The sequence below is a fragment of the Bartonella sp. AP58NXGY genome (genome assembly GCF_042195785.1).
Classification (GTDB): Bacteria; Pseudomonadota; Alphaproteobacteria; order Rhizobiales; family Rhizobiaceae; genus Bartonella.
The window spans coordinates 20,225-38,547 of record NZ_JBHIOY010000005.1; the positions used below are offsets into that span (position 1 = coordinate 20,225).

Below are 18,323 nucleotides of genomic sequence, written 5' to 3' on the forward strand. Positions count from 1 at the left end.
AATGAGGCTTTTTCTTTCATATAAATCAATATATTGATTTATATGGATAATTCATTATCTTGTATGCTCAATAAAAATCTTAAAGATCGTAGAATTATCGCATTTCAAATCTATTCCATGCTGAATAAATTAAAATTACTCACTTGTACATCACAAATAGAACCTGACGTGTCGATAAAATATACTGCAAACAAATGTCTCTTATACCCCCTCTCAAAAACCAAGAGTTCTTGTAAATATTGGGGGAAAGTGTATAATGATGCGGCCTTGCTCCTTTATTAAATGTAAAGATGGTAGCACTCTAGAGATTTTATATTATTCAAACTTATATTATTTATGGAAGCATTACCATTATACTAATTCACAAGTACCATTGCAAAATGGACTTACCGTGAGAGATCTTTCTTTAAAAAACGCACATAAATATGCAACGCAAATATATTCCTACATTCCATTCGGAACGTCTTTTCTTCGCGCAGAAGCTCCCTCATTAGAGTTGCATTAACCAATCCTGTTAGGATAATAGTTTGATTTATAATAACATGGTGTTATTCAACTTGAATGAGAACCCCAAATACGTAGAATTCTCTCATTTCAAATCTCTCTCTGTTAAATCAATCAAAATAATGCGCTTACACATTACAAACGGGATGAATGTGTGGATAAAAACTATTAAGAAAGAACGAATGGCTCTTATGAACCATCTCAAGTACCAAGGGCTGTCGCAACAACCACGAGCTGGAAAAAATGTTTGTTATGGTGTCGGCTTGCTTCTTCATAAACGTAAAGATGGGGGTGTTCAATGGATTTATCGTTATACTCTTCACGGAAACTGCCGCGAAATGAGCTTGGGGGCTTTGAGAGATGTTTCTTTAAAACAAGCCGGTAAATGTGCAACCCAATGGTGTTCTGTTTTGCGGGAAGAGCATGTTTGACTTCCTCCTCCACTTCGCATGACAGTATTTTATAGCGTAACAGGATAAAAAGAATTTTCTGCAACATAAAACCTACGAAATCAATCAATATTTACTTTAAAGCTTTCCTTTTTATGCCTCACAGTACCCCAACTCCTCAAGCCTTTATAAAACAGTAAAGATTTTAAATTTGCCGAATAGGGTATATCAGCATATATTATAGACTGTGATATTTTGTTATTCAGAATAATTGATATTACAAAGAACAGAAAAGAAGTTCTTATGGCTGATCTCATAAAAAGCGCTATGCTTTATTCAACGTTGATCGTTAGCATTAATGCTTTTGTTGTTTTAATTCTCATAATAGAGATGTATTAAACATACTCTCTTGGCTTTTCGATAAAATTCCCAGAGAGACACCTCAAAATTAAAGACAAAGAAGAATTTAACCATTAAATCAATCATGCGCCAGCTCAAGCTGTCGCGTCTAACGATTCTTGTGTTCTCCTTGTTTTTTATATGCATTTTTTACAATCAGACTTAACATTTTTATTTTTCCTTGAATCATTATGATCTTTTTTCGAATACCCTTACCCTCTTCCCTGTTCTCTTGAAAAGCATAATAAGAACACACTAAACTCCAAACTTTTTTGGCGTTTCATGAAAGCATACGTGGCATACACCTGTACGCATACTTTAAATATAAGCCTCTTTTCACTCGTAAACATTGTGAAGCTTTTGTGTTAATATTAGCACAACACTCTTTAAAGAAGTGGTATGATAAAAACCTGCTCTTCTTGCACCCTAAGTTTCTATATCGAAGGGGTATTGGTTGTTTCTACAAGCCAATTTGCTAAACGAGAATAAAAACTATAGAAACATATCCCAAGTTCAGCCTGTTGCATAGATCATAATATGCTGCTCCATAGAGAAAACCTCCTTAAAGAAAAGGAGGTTTTCCATTTACTGAAATAAACATCTTTTATATTTAAGACAAAATTCTCTCTCTTGAAAGGAGCAAGAACAATATTGTCACAATTACTTCTGGTTGTACCTTCACACCTATCCTTTTTTCCTCAGATTTTCAAAGTCTGAGCACAATTTTTAACCTCCAAAAGAAGTTGTTTACCCGCTCTGTCTAGATTCTCACAATTTTGCGATTTCTGCATAGATAACTGACCTAAGAAACACTTCATTTCCCATTTATAGCGTAATTTTTTATCTTTCTTAAACTCTTCTACACTATAGATTTTTCTTTATAACCAGAAACTCCAAGCCCCATGCAAAGCAGCAATACTGTTATAATGACTTTATTCATGATTTAATTTTCTTCCTTTTTCTCTTCAGTTTTTTGCTCATCATCATGTACAAAGCTTGCCCCAGGCCAATCTCGTGCATGAACTTCACGATACGCTTTGTCTGCGTTTTTACAATTTTGAGAATCTAAACTTCCTGACATCATACATTTCATTGCCCATTCTTCGAGTAATTTTGGATCTTTTTTAAAGTCTGCTACACTGTAAGTTTTTTCACAACCAGCAGTGACAAGCCCCACGCAAAGCAATAGTGCTGTTATAATGATCTTGTTCATAAATAAATTCCCCTTTTTTCTTTCAGTTTTGTAAGGTTTGAGCACAATTGCCCCATTAAAGTTACATATTTTGCCAATTGTGTATTTTATTACCCCCTCTCTTCATGCCTCAAATGACGAAGTCTCCTACCACCTATCCGATCTGTAAACAATCCGAATTCTTTGAGAACAGATTCTTTTTAGCTTCTCATTTCATGTGATTGATTTACATAAAACTCGACAAGCCTAAAAATATTGACCCTAAAAAAGCACCTCATATGTCAAGGAAGCTTATATCACCGCCATAAATTGTTTTTGACATAACAGAATAATTTTTTAAAGTTTCCTACACTGTAAATTTCCTGCAACCAACAGTGATAATTTCAGTGCAAAGAAAATGTTGTCATCAATATTTTTTATGATTTTAATTGTTGTCTTGTTGTTTTTCAGTTTTATCCTTCTTTGTGCTATTTTCACGAAGTTTTTTTGCAAGATTTCTATAATGCTCTTGAAAAAGAGCCGTATCGGCTTGTATAACATTTTGACAATTTTTAGTTTCTAAAGCGGATGGTCCCATTTTCTCGCATTTCTTTCCCCATTTTTCCATTAGTGTTTTATCTTTCTTAAAGTCTGCTACACTGTAGTTTTTTTCACAACCAGTAGTGACAAACCCCAGGCAAAGCAATAGTGCTGTTATAATGATCTTATTCATGGTTTTACTCCTCTCTTGTTTTATACTTTATTAATGATATCATTGGAGCCACACACCTCCCTATATCGTAATTTTGCGTATAATTTTCCTTTGACAAATACGCATATTTTCAACGCAAATATATTGAATCGTAAAAGCCGCTTGCATTTATTAGACTTGCACTTGTAACATTATCAGCACGGCGGTTCTTTGTATTTGAAGTGTTAACACTTCAGCAGAAATCTTGATTTTTTGAAACTCTCAAAAAGCTTTTTTAATCACTTCTTTTTCTTCAAAAACCACTTTGTAATGAGAAGTAGCACGAATATCCTATTTAAAATTCGTAATGCCTATATTCATTGCAAATTTCCTGCAATTGAAACAATATATTTTTTAATGAACGGATAGCGCTCTTATTATTTCTCAAACCACCGAGAAAGCAAACTCCTATGCGCTTTTTAAATGCCAATAGAAATATTAAAAAAGTAATCTTATATATTCTGATAGAAGAAAAAAATGCCTATATTCTTGCCTACCATTACAGTGGTATTAACTATTTCAGATTATAAATGTAAGAAATACTTTCTATAATATATTCAATGACTTCTTTTGTTTATTAGGAATAACGTATAGCGCACCAATATCAGTAAATTTTATTTATTTCCCCCCCCTTATAAATATAAGTATAATTTAATAAAATAAAGAATTCACGTAGCAGAAAAAAATAATCAACGCTACTCTTAATTCCATTATTGTTGCCTATATTAAGTAAAATAAACAAAAAATAACTTCACATTTAAAATCATTATCAAGACAATTTCTACGAAAAAATAAACTTATCTATCCAGCTGCAATACAGATAACAAGAGCTATTATGATGATCTCATCTTATAAGAAAAAATTTAAAACGGAAAATTTTCATAAGCTCATAGCTATCGAACTGGATGATATAAAACCTGATGAAAAACACCTTAAATGAAGCACCCCTAGTGAAAAAAGAGGAGTTTTTATTATTCTTAACTTCGTGTAAAAATGAAAGATATTATCTTTAGAAAAAAGTCTTCAAACCGACCCAAACTTATTATCATATATCATTTTTTACACTTTTCCGTATTTTCGCGAAAGTAATTCGCGTACCTCATCGGCTATTTTGGTTCCACGACTTGCACAACTTACTTTAATTAACCGATGCAAATTTTCTGGTATATCAATCGTGAGACGCTTCATACCTCCACTCATATTCTCTTTGTGGTTTTCCACCCATGCATCAGCCGTTAAAGGAATTGATTTATTGGTTGGCTTGGTGCCAATTTTAATTTTTTTATTCATTGTGCTAACTCCTTGATTTCCGCGGCAACAGCTTCAATCTCTGCAGCTGCGGGGCCTTGCTTATCAACCTCATAAACAGCCTTCCCCTGTGCTGCAGCTTCTGCAAAAATCACGCGCTGTGCAACGCTAGAAGAAAGAACATGCACGGAGTGGTATATGCCAAGAGCTTCGTTCACATCACGCCCTATCGCTGTATTGACTATTTTACGATTAATAACAAAAGCAGATTTGAGATTCTCTTTATAAACGCGTGCTTCATCAATCAGCTTTACAATTCCATCAGCTGCCCAAATATCATAGGGACTAGGCAAAACAGGTATAAGCACCAAATCCGAAGCCATAAGAGCACTACGAACAAGGTCAGTCACACGTGGAGGACCATCGATAATAATATGATCATAACTATGACCAATCTGTGTAATCTCTTTGTGAACCGTTGCTCGCGGTAAACCAATAACTGAAAACAAAGGAGCATCTTCACGCGCAGCAGCCCAATCCAATGCACTTCCTTGCGGATCAACATCAATAAGCAATACCCGTGCACCAGTACGTGCAAAACTAGCCGCAAGGTTCACACTCAACGTCGTTTTTCCGACACCTCCCTTTTGATTCAAAAGTCCAATGATCATTCATTATGCCTTTTAGAATTGCCGTTTTTACGATTATACAGAAAACAACAAAAGAAGCAAGCTTTCAGCACCTACAAAACAACCACTTCTCTCATTTTTAGGATAAAAATAACAGCTCTCAATTTTATCTTTATAATATTCTTTTAACCTTTAACATTGGGCAAAAACATTATGAACTTGAGGATAAGAAAAAATTTAAACAATAGACACGCTCTTCTTTCCCACCCTAAAACAAAGATTTTTTAATCCATATCGATCTGTAAACAATACTCTGTCAATAATTCAGCTTCTTATTTTGCACCTGCCATTTGGGCTTCTCCCTTCATGTGGTCCACTTAATACAACTCTACAAACAAGCTCCACTCTAAATATATAACAAACTATAAGAAGAATTCATTGTTTTACACGTTGAATGAGAAAGCCGAAATCAGGAAGATTCCCTCATTTCATACCTCTTATATGAATCACTTGCCTGCACATCACAAGCAGAACTAGCATATGAGCAAAAAACACTGAAAAGAAAGGACTAAAAATGCTTCTCATGCAGAATCTCCAATACCAAGAACTATTACAATATTGGGGGCTAGCAAAGTGTATGATAGTGTCGGCTTGTACCTTTTCTTGAACTAAAGAAGGAGTACACAATGAATTCTATACTCTTTGACGCTTGACAGGGTAAAATGGGCTTAATAAAAATAAGGATACCTCTAGCAAACGTGTAAACAAGCAATACAATGAAATGTCTATGCTTAGTAAACACTATAGATTATCCATAAAGACCAAACAGCGGTCTTTCATAAGGTCTCATAACGAACATATTGCGGAATGAGATATTTTGCATCTTACAGCTCATTTTTCCCAAAGAGATCTTCTCGACAAAAAGAATTTTTTTGTTAAGATGCCATTGAAAAACTTACCTTCATTATGTTCTTTTATATACCAGACCAGAGGGTATCGTGAAGATCGTGCAATTGGGGATAAACAAAAATGAATTTACAACAAATTGAACCTGATATTTTTATCAGCGCCCAAATTAGCATAGAAAATATCAAAACATTGGCACAAGCTGGTTTTAAAACAATTATCTGTAACCGCCCCGATCACGAGGACCCTCATCAACCTGATTTTTTGAGCATTAAAACGATCGCAAATGAATATGGCATAAAAGCCTATCACATTCCCATTTCTCCTCCAACTATAGAAAAGTCAGCTGTTGAAGCCATGCAAACAATTTTAAAAACAGCCTCTCTCCCTCTTCTTGCCTATTGTCATCACGGAGCACGCTCGCTGCATCTTTATCGTTTAGCGCGTCTTTAAACAGAGGTTTTGCACACTTCCTCCTCGTTCTAAAAGATGAAGATTCTTAAATTCACACTGATTTTTTAAAAAATAATCTGTAAATAATCTTTGTCTAGTGTCTTTCCCTTGGCTTGTCACTTCACGTGATTCACTTCATAAAATTCTACAAACAAGCTTTGCTCTTCAATATACAACAAACATGCACACCCGAAGCCATAAAAATGCATGCAAATTCATATGATGATTAAGAAAATATTAATTTTCACTTCACCTTTCATCACGTCTTTACCTTCTTTTTCTCTTCCTTTACCAATATACCTCATTCGTACGCCACAGACACCTAAAACTACAATACAAACTACTAAGAAAAATTGACATTGCGTATCAAAGGCGCGCAAAGCATTCTATAAAAAGCCGTAAGCCGTAATCTATATTTAATTACAACATATTGATTGATAATAATAATCAATTATTTTGCACGGTGAATAAGAAATCCTAATACTGTAGGATTTTCTCATTTCAAATCTGTTTATCTTGAATCAAACAAAAGCATGACTCTTGCATGTCAAAAGCAGAAAGAGCCCATGTGAATAAAAAAGCGTTAAAAAAGAATCCCTCTTATGAATGCTCTCAAATAACCAAGAGCTGTAAAACATTGAAGGCTCGTCGATATAACGGATGATAACGGATTGCTCTTCTATTAAGCATAAAGATGATAACGCTCAACGGAGCTTGCTTTATACCATTCACGGGTGGCGTCATGGGTTTGGGAGCCAAATGTTTCTTTAAAACAAGCACGTAAATCAGCAACGCAAGTATATTTCATTTAGAGCGTTCTAGAGAGATCTGCCCGCTATTGAAGAATGTGAGAAAAAAGCGTAAAGCAATGCGTAATTTCTATTATTTGAAAGATATGATTTAAAAGACATGATCATGGACGCTTTTGAAAGTCGTATAACTGAATTGGGTGATAGAGAAGAGTTTGGTTTTTCCTTTTATATTCTTCTAAGATAAAGCAGTATTTCCGTTTTGAAGAGCACACAAACAGATAAATATTCTGGTTCACGATATGGCATACAAAAGATGATACAGCTTGTCGTTTTTATTCATCTAGGGGTATTTTAAACATGTTGCTCGTGAATGGTATAACGATAAAGTCCCCATGAAATAATAAAAAATCTATTGAGCACCACCATCTTTACGCTCGTAAAGAAGCAAACCGGCATCATCACACACTTTGCTAGCTCCCAATGTTGCAACACAAACCCTTAAGCACTTGAGACGGTTTATGAGAAGCATTTTTCCTTCTTTCTTATACAGTTTTTACCCACACACCAACTCTGCTTGTGATGTACAAACAATTGATTTTGATTATTTCAACATAGGACAAATTCCAAATAAAAGAATTTGATAATAGTAGAGACTCTTATCCAATATAAATAGAGTTAGATTATCATTATAAATCAATACATTATTTCTAAGTAGAAGCCGATAAAATCTGGACATTTACAAACCGGAAAGAAATCTTCGTCTTTAAAAGCGTAGAGAGGAGGTAAAATAATTGACCACTTAACAGATAAAGTATAAAAGAATCCACCAACGCAATACCTAATACCCTCCTAAAAAACTCAAAAGAGTGAAGAGAAACAATTGACAGAAGATAAAAAATTCACTTAATTAAAGTGCTCTTTAAAGAGCATGATGACTTAGCGTAAAATATTCAATTTTTTCAATGCTGAAAGATTAAAAAAGACAATATTATTTGAAATAAAACAATTTATTGTGCTGACAGTTATAATTTGTATGCACAAAATTAGGATTGTTGAAAGTCAAAAATATAATTTAATGATGTTCCTTGACCAACTCACTCTCTCCTGAGTATAGCACGGGGAATAAACGTGGAGAGACATGAGGAGTATATAGAAAATGAGTTATAAAGTTGCAATTGTCGGCGCAACCGGAAATGTTGGTCGTGAAATGCTTACAATTTTAGAAGAACGTGGTTTTCCTGCACATGAAATTGTCCCTCTAGCATCACGACGCTCATTAGGACAAGAAGTTTCTTATGGAGATAAAACTTTAAAAGTAAAAGCACTGGATACTTACGATTTTTCTGATACAGATTTTTGTCTTATGTCCGCGGGAGGAAGTATTTCTAAAGAATATGCTCCTAAAATCGCTGCAGCTGGCTGTGTTGTTATCGACAATTCTTCCACGTGGCGCTATGATGCCAATGTTCCGTTGATCGTCCCTGAAGTCAATGGCGAAGCTATAAATGCCTTTTCTAAGCGTAATATTATAGCAAATCCTAATTGTTCAACAATTCAACTGGTCTTAGCTTTAAAACCTCTCCATGATGCTGCAATCATTAAACGTGTTGTTGTCTCTACATATCAATCGGTTTCTGGAGCTGGTAAAGAAGGGATGGACGAACTTTTCGAACAATCACGCGCAGTTTTTGTTGCAGATCCCATTACATCAAAAAAATTCACCAAGCGCATTGCATTTAATGTCATTCCTCATATCGATGTTTTCATGGAAGATGGTTATACAAAAGAAGAATGGAAAATGACCGTGGAAACAAAGAAAATTCTCGATCCGAAAATTAAATTAACAGCCACTGCTGTTCGGGTCCCTGTCTTTATCGGTCATGCCGAAGCTGTTCATGTTGAATTTGAAAAACCTCTAAGTGCATCTGAAGCACAAGCGCTCTTCCGCGATGCACCCGGCTGTCAGCTTATCGATAAACACGAAGATGGTGGCTATACCACCCCTTATGAATGTACGGGAGAAGATGATACCTTTATTAGCCGTGTTCGTGAAGATATCACCATTGAAAATGGTTTGGCTTTCTGGGTTGTTGCCGATAATTTAAGAAAAGGAGCAGCATTGAATGCCGTTCAAATTGCTGAATTACTTATTTCTCGTAATTTGATAAAGCCTAAGTCGATAAATTAATCATCTCCCTGTCCGACAGGACAAGGAACCTTATACAAAGCCGGTCTGTTAAAAAGTCCGGCTTTTTTAACAGCTTCCCTCTAACACCATCTTAAAAGGTTATTATTTCAAAGCATTGGCAAATTCCACTCTGAATATTCTCAGCTCTCTCTGCCTTAAAGAATGAAGCTCTTTCCCTGCACCGATCTGAACACAATCGCACTTTTTAAGGAGCTTGCACTAATATCCACCTTAATGCCGCTTCACGAAATAGCAAGAGCAGCAGCGTAAAGCATTTTTTGCTTCATGCTGCTGATCCTTTTTGTCATTCCGGTTGTAAAATTAACTTTACCATTACCGAGTAGGATAGGTCACGACACGGTAACGCGTTTCATTGCGTTCAAAGTTTTTGTAATTGACATCATCCGGAAAGGAGGGATTATAAGCATTCACGCGCTTTACAGAAACTCCTTGCGCTTTTGGCGACGGATTTAAAATTGTCCGCTCATCTCTTTTTTTTACCCCGGTGGAATCGATAATCATATCTGTTCTATAGAGTTTTTGCATGTTTTTGCGTGTTTTTTGAATCGCCGGAAGAGCTTTAAAGTCGGAAACAGCCTGTTTTACTCTTTCTTTTGGCGATTTTTCCATGGATTTTGATTTTGCTGGCATCTTTTTAAAAGCAATGGTAGGAACATTGTTAACATTGACGTAACGTGCAGATGCCCAACCAATTTTTCCATGATAACCAAGAGAACACCAAGCTTTATTGGATAGGCAGCCATAAATTTGCACTTTTGCTCCCATTGGAACCATTGCGATAACTTTATAAGCTGTAGCAGGGCCTGTGCGTAAAGATACCTGACCTGATGCAACACGAGCAACTGTTCCTGTAATGGTTCCAGCTTCCGCGTGAAAAGCAGTCACAGCCACCCCTGACGCTCCCAAAGCCCATAAAATCATTGTTGTTGATAAAAATTTCTTTCTTAACATTATTTTTCTTCCTCTCTAAAACATGTGAAGGACAAATTTTCGCCTTTGCAAAAATTTGCCGCGTTTAAATCTAATGATCAGCAACCTTTATTCCCCCTAAAGACCCCACAACATTGCAACAAAATCTCTCTTGATCGCCTACACGAACACGGCCTTTTGATCTTGATTGCGCAGTATGTTCTTCATGAATTTACGGCTAAAGCATCATCTGATTGTCCGGTTCTTCAACCAATTGTCCCTTAAAGAAGTTTTTTAAGTGTCATTGGTTCCCTCAACAAATGATTGCAATAAAAGAATTAATTATTTGAATTTCAGAGAATTTCTATGAACAAAAGATGATCAGCCCCCAAAACAACTAAAATAGAAGGAAAAATAATACTCTTTTAAAAATAAAAGTGATTGAATATTCTCTAAAGCTTGTATAACTTTAAATCTGCCTAAAAAAATACAGAGTATATTGAAACTTCCCTCAAAAAATTTTTCGAAAAAGAAAGTTAAAAGCATATGACATTAAAATTTTTTTCTCGTAGTCGGATTATAGGATTATTCCTCTCTCTCTTTGCACTTTTTTTGTCTACTGCTTTTTCCATGGCCGCAGACAAAACAAAAATCAAACTTGGTATTATGGAAGGGCGGGATGCGATTATCTGGAAAATCGCTGCGGAACAGGCTAAAAAAGCCGGTTTAGATATTGAACTCGTTTATTTTTCTGATTACGCTTTGCCTAACGACGCTGTTAACGCAGGAGAGATCGATGCAAATGCTTTTCAGCACGCCCCTTATCTTAATGAACAAATGAAACAACGTGGCTATAAACTTTCAATTGTCGGCTATACATTTATTGCTCCAATTGGTGTTTATTCACACAAAATAAAAGACTTAAAAGATCTCCGTGATGGTGCACATGTCGGTATTCCGAACGACCCATCTAATGGTGGAAGAGCCTTACTTCTTCTCAATTCTTTAGGTCTCATTAAGTTAAAAGATCCTCATAATATTCTTGCATCTCCACTTGATATTATCGAAAATCCTAAAAACCTGCAAATTCGTGAGCTCGATGCCGGTATGTTAGGGCGTGCAATCGACGATTTTGACCTTGCAATTATAAACACAAATTGGGCTATTGTTTCCGGATTAAGCTTCGAAAACGATGTGGTCGCATGGGAGAGCGCAAAAAATAATCCTTATGATAATATCATCGTTGTACGCACGAGCGAAAAAGATGAACCATGGGTTAAAAAATTAGTTGCTGCCTACAATAACGATCTTATCCGTGCAAAAATCAAAGAGATTTTTGGCAAAACTGCCCAAACATCTTGGTAATGGTGCCAAATATCTTGGTAATTGTGCCAAATATCCCGGTAATTGTGAATGGAAAAACCTATTCTTATCTCCTTAAAAAACATCAGCCGTTGTTTTAACAAAACGGCTGGTGTTCCGGTAATTAATAATCTCTCTTTAAATATCCATGCTGGTGAAATCCTTGGCATTATTGGGCGCAGTGGAGCAGGAAAATCAACACTTATCCGCTGTTTAAATGGGTTAGAGAAGATTGATGCAGGATCCATTTTTTTTGAAGGCGTTGATATTTCTAATCTATCAGAGATAGAATGGGCGCCTTACCGTCAACGAATTGGAATGATTTTTCAACATTTCAATCTTCTCTCATCGCAAAATATTCTTGATAACATTGCATTGCCGCTTAAATTAAGTGGTGTAAGTAAAAAACAACGCCACAAACGTGCCCTTGAACTGATTGAATTGGTTGGGTTATCTGGGAAAGAATATTGCTATCCAGCACAATTGTCCGGGGGACAAAAACAACGCGTTGGCATTGCACGCGCTCTTGCTGCTAATCCTAAAATATTATTATCAGATGAAGCCACTTCTGCTCTTGACCCTGAAACAACACAATCTATTCTAGAGCTCCTTGCTGATATTAACAAACACCTCAATCTCACGATTGTGCTCATCACCCATGAAATGGAAGTTGTGCGCACCATAGCGCATCGCGTTGTTGTTCTTAATCAGGGGAACATTGTAGAAGAAGGACGTGTGAAAGACATCTTTACATCACCGCAAGACGATACAACCATAGCCATGCTCAAGCTTGTCACCCCGCAACTTCCTGAAAAATTTGCTAAAAATCTCAAACCAACCGGGCAAGAAGCTGTCATTGAAATTAATATTGCCGGTGAAATTGCCCAGCAACCTTTTCTTCATCTTCTAGAAAATGAGAGTGGTTTAAAAGCACGTATTTTGCATGGTGGCATTGATACAGTTCAGGATGAAACCATCGGGCGACTCTTCTTGGCTCTTCCTGGAGAAGATAAAGAAGCTTTAGAAAAAGCTGTTCAATGGTTAACAAAAAAAGGACGATATTGTGAGGTCTTAGGCTATGTTTAATGTTCTGTCTCATGAACTTCCCCAAGCTGTTATTGATACAATATTGATGACACTTAGTGCTTCTTTTATGGCATTTATTATAGGACTTCCCCTTGGTCTTCTTCTTCACACAACAGCACGCGGGGGGATTTTTTCCTCATCTCTCATCAATCGCCCTTTAAGCATGATCATTGACAGTATTCGTGCCATTCCCTTTATTATTCTTGCATTTTATCTTCTTCCCGTTACGCGTATCGTTGTAGGAAGAGGGATAGGAATGCCTGCTGTAATTTTTATACTGACCATTTCAGCTATCCCTTTTTATGCACGCATGGCGGAACTCTCTTTTAAAACCGTTGAAAACGGTCTTATTGAAGCGATCCGCTCGATGGGTGCAAGCCGTCTTCAAATTATCAGACATGTTCTTATTCCTGAAGCTCTCCCTAGCCTGATTACAGGTTTTACAGTCATGGTCATTTCTCTTATAGGAGCCACTTCACTTGCTGGATATCTTGGTGGAGGCGGTTTAGGGGATATGGCAATCCGCTATGGCTACCAACGCTACAATACCTTCATCATGACCATCGTCATCATCCTTTTAATCGTGCTCAATATTACAACCCAATGGACTTCTGATAAAATCGTACAAAAACTTGATAAAACAAAACATTAAAAGACTTAGAATTTTACCTGCCAATACCATCATCCTCTTTGCCACTTTCCAAGTGCAGCAACCCTTGCCTATCGAAAACGCTCATAAGAGATTAGGAACTTTTTTCTTAAACAGTTTTTATCTCTCCCCATCCGTTTGTAACATGAAAGAAAATAGTTTTAATGGCTTTAATATAAAAGGGGATAAAATAAGAGATCTCACAGTATGTGAGACTCTCTTTAAATTAAGACATTAGTCACGACCTTTCCCAACCTTAGATAACACATTGAATTTATAATGATAATATGGCGTTATTCATATTGAAAGAGAACTCTGAATACCGTAAGATCCTCTCATTCCCAATTTGTTCCATATCGAATCAACCAAAACCTCCCGCTTGCACGTTACAAGCGGGAAGAGCTGTGTGAATAAGAACTAATAAAAGAAAGAAAGGCATGCCTCTTATGAATTATCTCAAGCGCCAAGACCTGTCTTAACATTGGCGGCTAGCATATAATATGATGGTGCCAGCTTTCTTCTTCACAAGCATAAAGATAGGGGTGCTCAATGGCTTTATCGTTATACTATTCACAGGCGCCATTGCGAAATGGGTGTGACGAGCGTTGAGAGATGTTGCTTTAAAATAAGTCCGTGAATTAGCAACGCAAGTATATTCCATTTGAAGTGTTCTGTTTTACGTGATGAGTATGATCCCATTAAAGAACGCTATAAACAAAAGCATGAAGCAATGCACTATCTTCATTAGGAAACTCCTCTTCAAAACGATCTAGGAAAGATAGCAACCTGCTATGGCTATCAACGCTATGATAGCTCCACTATATCTATCATCCTATAGATTATTCTCAATATCATCATTGAAGAAACTCCTAATAGAATTGTATAAAATAAAGCACTCAAATAATCTAGATATTGGAAGGTTTCTCTTCCACAACAGCAACAATAAGCCATTGAGCGGTAAGAGCTGGTTTTTTTAACTTTTCAATTTCCACCGTAACCCCATAATGGAAAACCACTCGACCAGAAGGGCGAATTTCTGCGTCGTCTAACACAAAACGCGCACGTATCCGTACCCCTGTTTTCACAGGACTCATGAAGCGTACTTTATCGAAACCATAATTAATCCCCATTGTGCTCCCTTCTAACTCTGGAAGAGCTTCATAAGCGAGCGTAGACAAAAGCGATAATGTTAAAAAACCATGAGCAATCGTGCCACCAAAAGGTGTCTTTTTAGCCTTTTCCTCATCAACGTGTATCCATTGATGATCATCTGTAGCACATGCAAACTGATTAATCATATCCTGTGTAACAAGACGCCACTCCGATAATCCCACTTCTTTCCCAATAAAACTGGTGACATCTTGTACTGTTATTTTTTGCTGCATAACGCTATTCCTATTTTATTTGATAAAAGAAACCACCCCTCTTGCTTTTATAAAATCCATTGATTAGAGCATCAAGAATAAAAGATTAATTGTCTTAAAAACAAATGCACCTTATGAATGAGAAAAGTTCTTTAGCAGAATAGTTTTCAAATAGGAAAAAAGAATGGCAAGCAATGTGAACCTAACAGGTTTAGCGCATGATTTGAAACAACGTGCAGAAAACCATCCCCCCATCCGTATTGGACTGATTGGTTGTGGTGAAATGGGCACAGATTTATTATCAAGTATTGCGCATATGGATGGTATAACAGTCGCTGCTGTAGCCACGAGGACACCGTCACGTATTTTTGATGCCGCTACACTAGCCTATGGCGAAGATGGACATGTCTGTGAAGTTGAAAATACTTATGCTCTCACCCAAAGCATTGAAAAGGGTTTGATTGCAGCAACAGATGATATTAACCTTGTTTTGCGCCATGAACAAATTGATATTATCGTTGATGCAACAGGCTATCCCGAAGCAGGAGCAGAGATTGGTATCAAAGCGCTTGAGAATAACAAACATCTTGTCATGATGAATGTTGAAGCAGATGTTACAATTGGCGCTTATCTCAAACATGAAGCAGAAAAACGAGGGCTCATTTATACACTTGGTGCCGGCGATGAACCTACTTCTTGTATGGAACTCATAGAATTTGTTTCAGCCCTTGGACATAAGATTGTTGCAGCGGGTAAAGGAAAAAATAATCCTCTGCGCTTTGATGCTACACCTGACGCTTACGAAGAAGAAGCATTCCGGCGTAATATGAATGTGCGCATGTTGGTCGAATTTATTGATGGTTCCAAAACGATGGTTGAAATGGCAGCCATTGCCAATGCCACCGGCCTTCTCCCCGATTGTCCAGGAATGCATGGACCACAAGCAGCGCTACAAGATTTAAACAAAGTGCTTATTCCAAAACAAGATGGGGGCATTTTACAACAATATGGTGTTGTAGATTATTCAATAGGTCAAGGTGTTTCACCAGGTGTCTTTGTCATTGCCGAAATAGCACACCCACGTTTACGCGAACGTATGGAAGATTTAAAAATTGGCCAGGGGCCTTACTTCACCTTTCATCGCCCCTATCATTTAACAGCAATGGAAGTTCCCCTCACCTGCGCACGTATTATGCTTTATGGCAAAAAAGATATGGTCCCTCTTAGCCACCCCGTAGTAGAGGTCTGTGCTGTTGCTAAAAAAGATTTACACCCAGGCGATCAATTAGACTTTATCGGTCTTTATAGTTATCGTGCTTGGATAATGAACATTGCAGAAGCACGCGCTCACCAAGCTATTCCTTGTGGCCTTTTAGAAAAAGCAACAGTAACCGCTGAAATTAAAAAAAATGAACTCATTACAGTGCATAATACTGCTATTCGTGAAGATCAGTGGATTGCGCGTCTTCGTGCCAAACAAGACCTTTTGCTTGATTTCCCTTCTCACACTAAGGCATAAGTATCCTTTATCCTAACAACGAATCTATTGATTTATAAATAATAATTTCCCTCTCTTCTTTTAAAGTAACGCGTAAAAAATCAACACATTACAGGGTCATAATATTTCTATTCGCAAAAGATCAATGGATTGCGCGTCTTCGTGCCAAACAAGACCTTTTGCTTGATTGTCCTCTCTTTCTTCTCATATATCACTTCTCTTTTTTTAAACAAGGTATTGATTTATATAGATAATATAAGTGTTATTCAGATTGAACTCCCTCCCGAATATCGCAAGATTTTCTCATTCCAAACCTATTTATCTTGAATCAATCAAAATCATTTGCTTACATGTCACAAGCGGGAATGACGTATGGATAAAAATGTATAAGAAAGAACTAAAAATGCCTCTTATGAACCGTCTCAAGTGCCAAAGTCTGTCGCAACACCTACGAACTGGCAAAATGTGTGATGATGCCTGCTTAGGAACAGGACGTTTCAAACAGAATACACGTGCGGTGCAAATTCAGGTGTCTGTTTTAAAAAGATACTTCCCAACGTACATATCACCACCTCCATCTCACACCAGTGCCCATCAAGGCTATACCATAAACCACCCCATAAGAGGATGTAAGATTCATTATGTATCAACCATCTTGACTTCATAAGGATACAAACTGGCATCATCATTTTATCTGCCAGTTCTCGATTTACGACAGTCCTTAGCATTTGAGATAATTCCTGAGAGAAATTTTATTCTGTATCTTAAATAATTTTTATCCAAAAACTAACGCAACTTGTTATATGCAAGAAATGCTTTTGGTGGATTCAACATAAACAGATTTGAAATGAGAAAATCTTACAATATTTAAATCTCTCAATTCAACGTGAGAAATGATAAATGGATAATTTATCATTTCTCCACTGAATATTAGAACATCCAATACAGAGATATTTTTTGTTTTATCCTTTTTATTTTGCAATATAAAAAGGCTTTTAAAAAAGGATAAAATATATCTTTTATGTATAGTCTTCATATAAAAGCAGATAAACAATATAAAAGGACTGATAAAGAAGGTAAGAGTTCTAACCTTATTATGAGGAAATAATTATAAACTATCAAAACTAGGTGCTCTCCCTTAAAAAGGAAAAACACCCATAGTAAAAATTTGAAGTTTAATGATGCCAACCAAAGATACAGTTAGTAATTAATAATAGTAATTTTCTATCCAATATATTGTAAATATTTATTTTTTAAAAACAATGAAGTAAACAAAAAACGCATAAACTTTGTCGATAATTTTTCTCCTAGAGTGTACAGAATAATCCAACAAGAGACACAACAGTACCGATTATATCCCCAGTACATAAAGCAGAAAGAAGTAATAGAACACCTATTCCATCCCAAAAGGCTGAAGCTGAAAAGGCAGCAACTTTTTCAGCTTTCCCTAAAGCAACTTCATTTTGTCCTTCAAGGTCATGGATAACAACCCTATCTACCGCTTTAACAACCGCACTTTTTTCTAATGTAGAAACAATTCCTCCCTCTTGAAATTGATTTTTTACAAAACTTGCATTTCCCTCTATAGTTTGTACAAAAAAAAGAATAAATAGTGTAAAAGTAAATGAAAATACACGATTTTTAAATATTTTAAACATAGCTTTCTTTGCTCCTCTTTTTCTTCACTGAAAAAATGAAAGAATATTCACATATATAAAAACCAAAACTTATATTTAATCATTTATATAATTACACATAATAAAATATTATATGTAATTTTTTATTATAACATAACACATTATGTATTATATGTAAAGATAAAAAACAATAAGAATTTGATAAATTTCTTATTATAAGAAATATTACGAAACAAATTCATTTAAAAAATTATATAATAGAGCTTTTATAAATAATTTAAAATGTAATTAATTTTAAAGAACTATAACATTAAAAACTTTCAATATAATGATAGTGCTTGTCTATTATTTCAATAAACATAAAAATGAAATAGCACTTAATGGATTTTTATTATATCACTCATCAG

At 35.9% G+C, this 18,323-nt stretch carries 15 protein-coding genes and 1 pseudogene; 7 read left to right on the forward strand and 9 right to left on the reverse strand.

Annotated features, from left to right (window positions below; all coding sequences use genetic code 11):
- Positions 1-686: 686 nt before the first annotated feature.
- Positions 687-923 (forward strand): annotated as a pseudogene (locus ACFINC_RS04750) (Arm DNA-binding domain-containing protein); the annotation flags it as partial.
- A 1,067-nt stretch (positions 924-1,990) separates the two neighbouring features.
- Here ACFINC_RS04750 and ACFINC_RS04755 read toward each other — a convergent pair.
- The 5 genes from ACFINC_RS04755 to parA form a co-directional block, all read right to left on the reverse strand.
- Positions 1,991-2,110, reverse strand: a complete 120-nt coding sequence (locus tag ACFINC_RS04755; protein WP_375616321.1) for a hypothetical protein — start codon at positions 2,108-2,110, stop codon at positions 1,991-1,993.
- Between the two features lie 125 nt (positions 2,111-2,235).
- Positions 2,236-2,505, reverse strand: a complete 270-nt coding sequence (locus ACFINC_RS04760; protein WP_375616322.1) for an EexN family lipoprotein — start codon at positions 2,503-2,505, stop codon at positions 2,236-2,238.
- 403 nt (positions 2,506-2,908) lie between these two features.
- Entirely contained in the window at positions 2,909-3,196 is a 288-nt protein-coding gene (locus tag ACFINC_RS04765) for an EexN family lipoprotein (protein ID WP_375616323.1), read from the reverse strand.
- Positions 3,197-4,273: 1,077 nt separating this feature from the next.
- Entirely contained in the window at positions 4,274-4,504 is a 231-nt protein-coding gene (locus tag ACFINC_RS04770) for a plasmid partition protein ParG (RefSeq protein ID WP_375616324.1), read from the reverse strand.
- Positions 4,501-5,133, reverse strand: coding sequence for a ParA family partition ATPase (gene parA, locus ACFINC_RS04775; RefSeq protein WP_375616325.1), 633 nt, complete (start codon positions 5,131-5,133; stop codon positions 4,501-4,503). Before parA ends, ACFINC_RS04770 begins: the two co-directional genes overlap by 4 nt.
- Before the next feature lie 987 nt (positions 5,134-6,120).
- Between parA and ACFINC_RS04780 the strand changes: the two genes are divergently transcribed.
- Complete coding sequence (locus ACFINC_RS04780; RefSeq protein WP_375616326.1) at positions 6,121-6,450, forward strand: TIGR01244 family sulfur transferase; 330 nt, start codon at positions 6,121-6,123, stop codon at positions 6,448-6,450.
- A gap of 682 nt (positions 6,451-7,132) precedes the next feature.
- On the opposite strand, the gene ACFINC_RS04785 is transcribed toward ACFINC_RS04780, so the two are convergent.
- Positions 7,133-7,258 (reverse strand): hypothetical protein, encoded by a 126-nt coding sequence (locus ACFINC_RS04785; protein WP_375616327.1) that lies wholly within the window; start codon positions 7,256-7,258, stop codon positions 7,133-7,135.
- A 1,100-nt stretch (positions 7,259-8,358) separates the two neighbouring features.
- Here ACFINC_RS04785 and ACFINC_RS04790 point away from each other — a divergent pair.
- Positions 8,359-9,390 carry an aspartate-semialdehyde dehydrogenase gene (locus ACFINC_RS04790; RefSeq protein ID WP_375616328.1) on the forward strand — a complete coding sequence of 344 codons (1,032 nt, stop codon included), beginning with the start codon at positions 8,359-8,361 and terminating at the stop codon, positions 9,388-9,390.
- A 333-nt stretch (positions 9,391-9,723) separates the two neighbouring features.
- On the opposite strand, the gene ACFINC_RS04795 is transcribed toward ACFINC_RS04790, so the two are convergent.
- Positions 9,724-10,362 (reverse strand): SH3 domain-containing protein, encoded by a 639-nt coding sequence (locus tag ACFINC_RS04795; RefSeq protein ID WP_375616329.1) that lies wholly within the window; start codon positions 10,360-10,362, stop codon positions 9,724-9,726.
- Positions 10,363-10,866: 504 nt separating this feature from the next.
- On the opposite strand from ACFINC_RS04795, the gene ACFINC_RS04800 reads away from it, so the two are divergent.
- Genes ACFINC_RS04800 through ACFINC_RS04810 form a run of 3 tightly spaced genes read left to right on the forward strand, consistent with a single transcriptional unit; the run spans position 10,867 to position 13,420 of the window.
- Complete coding sequence (locus ACFINC_RS04800) at positions 10,867-11,685, forward strand: MetQ/NlpA family ABC transporter substrate-binding protein (protein WP_375616330.1); 819 nt, start codon at positions 10,867-10,869, stop codon at positions 11,683-11,685.
- Between the two features lie 48 nt (positions 11,686-11,733).
- Complete coding sequence (locus ACFINC_RS04805; RefSeq protein WP_375616331.1) at positions 11,734-12,768, forward strand: methionine ABC transporter ATP-binding protein; 1,035 nt, start codon at positions 11,734-11,736, stop codon at positions 12,766-12,768.
- Positions 12,761-13,420 (forward strand): methionine ABC transporter permease, encoded by a 660-nt coding sequence (locus tag ACFINC_RS04810; RefSeq protein ID WP_375616332.1) that lies wholly within the window; start codon positions 12,761-12,763, stop codon positions 13,418-13,420. The genes ACFINC_RS04805 and ACFINC_RS04810 overlap by 8 nt, the downstream gene beginning before the upstream one ends.
- A 902-nt stretch (positions 13,421-14,322) precedes the next feature.
- Here ACFINC_RS04810 and ACFINC_RS04815 read toward each other — a convergent pair.
- A complete protein-coding gene (locus ACFINC_RS04815) occupies positions 14,323-14,802 on the reverse strand; it encodes a MaoC family dehydratase (RefSeq protein ID WP_375612287.1) in 480 nt (159 codons plus the stop codon).
- A 163-nt stretch (positions 14,803-14,965) separates the two neighbouring features.
- On the opposite strand from ACFINC_RS04815, the gene ACFINC_RS04820 reads away from it, so the two are divergent.
- Positions 14,966-16,300 (forward strand): NAD(P)H-dependent oxidoreductase, encoded by a 1,335-nt coding sequence (locus tag ACFINC_RS04820; RefSeq protein ID WP_375616333.1) that lies wholly within the window; start codon positions 14,966-14,968, stop codon positions 16,298-16,300.
- Between the two features lie 1,286 nt (positions 16,301-17,586).
- Here ACFINC_RS04820 and ACFINC_RS04825 read toward each other — a convergent pair.
- Positions 17,587-17,937, reverse strand: coding sequence for a hypothetical protein (locus ACFINC_RS04825; RefSeq protein ID WP_375616334.1), 351 nt, complete (start codon positions 17,935-17,937; stop codon positions 17,587-17,589).
- Positions 17,938-18,323 lie beyond the last annotated feature (386 nt).

What these genes read in the sequence shown, in the direction of transcription:
- ACFINC_RS04780 (WP_375616326.1), top strand. Translation starts at nt 6,121, where the DNA reads ATGAATTTACAACAAATTGAACCTGATATTTTTATCAGCGCCCAAATT.
- ACFINC_RS04810 (WP_375616332.1), top strand. Translation starts at nt 12,761, where the DNA reads ATGTTTAATGTTCTGTCTCATGAACTTCCCCAAGCTGTTATTGATACA.
- ACFINC_RS04825 (WP_375616334.1), bottom strand. Translation starts at nt 17,937, where the DNA reads ATGTTTAAAATATTTAAAAATCGTGTATTTTCATTTACTTTTACACTA.
- ACFINC_RS04815 (WP_375612287.1), bottom strand. Translation starts at nt 14,802, where the DNA reads ATGCAGCAAAAAATAACAGTACAAGATGTCACCAGTTTTATTGGGAAA.
- ACFINC_RS04795 (WP_375616329.1), bottom strand. Translation starts at nt 10,362, where the DNA reads ATGTTAAGAAAGAAATTTTTATCAACAACAATGATTTTATGGGCTTTG.
- ACFINC_RS04805 (WP_375616331.1), top strand. Translation starts at nt 11,734, where the DNA reads ATGGAAAAACCTATTCTTATCTCCTTAAAAAACATCAGCCGTTGTTTT.
- ACFINC_RS04800 (WP_375616330.1), top strand. Translation starts at nt 10,867, where the DNA reads ATGACATTAAAATTTTTTTCTCGTAGTCGGATTATAGGATTATTCCTC.
- ACFINC_RS04755 (WP_375616321.1), bottom strand. Translation starts at nt 2,110, where the DNA reads ATGAAGTGTTTCTTAGGTCAGTTATCTATGCAGAAATCGCAAAATTGT.
- ACFINC_RS04785 (WP_375616327.1), bottom strand. Translation starts at nt 7,258, where the DNA reads ATGAAATATACTTGCGTTGCTGATTTACGTGCTTGTTTTAAAGAAACA.
- ACFINC_RS04820 (WP_375616333.1), top strand. Translation starts at nt 14,966, where the DNA reads ATGGCAAGCAATGTGAACCTAACAGGTTTAGCGCATGATTTGAAACAA.
- parA (WP_375616325.1), bottom strand. Translation starts at nt 5,133, where the DNA reads ATGATCATTGGACTTTTGAATCAAAAGGGAGGTGTCGGAAAAACGACG.
- ACFINC_RS04760 (WP_375616322.1), bottom strand. Translation starts at nt 2,505, where the DNA reads ATGAACAAGATCATTATAACAGCACTATTGCTTTGCGTGGGGCTTGTC.
- ACFINC_RS04770 (WP_375616324.1), bottom strand. Translation starts at nt 4,504, where the DNA reads ATGAATAAAAAAATTAAAATTGGCACCAAGCCAACCAATAAATCAATT.
- ACFINC_RS04765 (WP_375616323.1), bottom strand. Translation starts at nt 3,196, where the DNA reads ATGAATAAGATCATTATAACAGCACTATTGCTTTGCCTGGGGTTTGTC.
- ACFINC_RS04790 (WP_375616328.1), top strand. Translation starts at nt 8,359, where the DNA reads ATGAGTTATAAAGTTGCAATTGTCGGCGCAACCGGAAATGTTGGTCGT.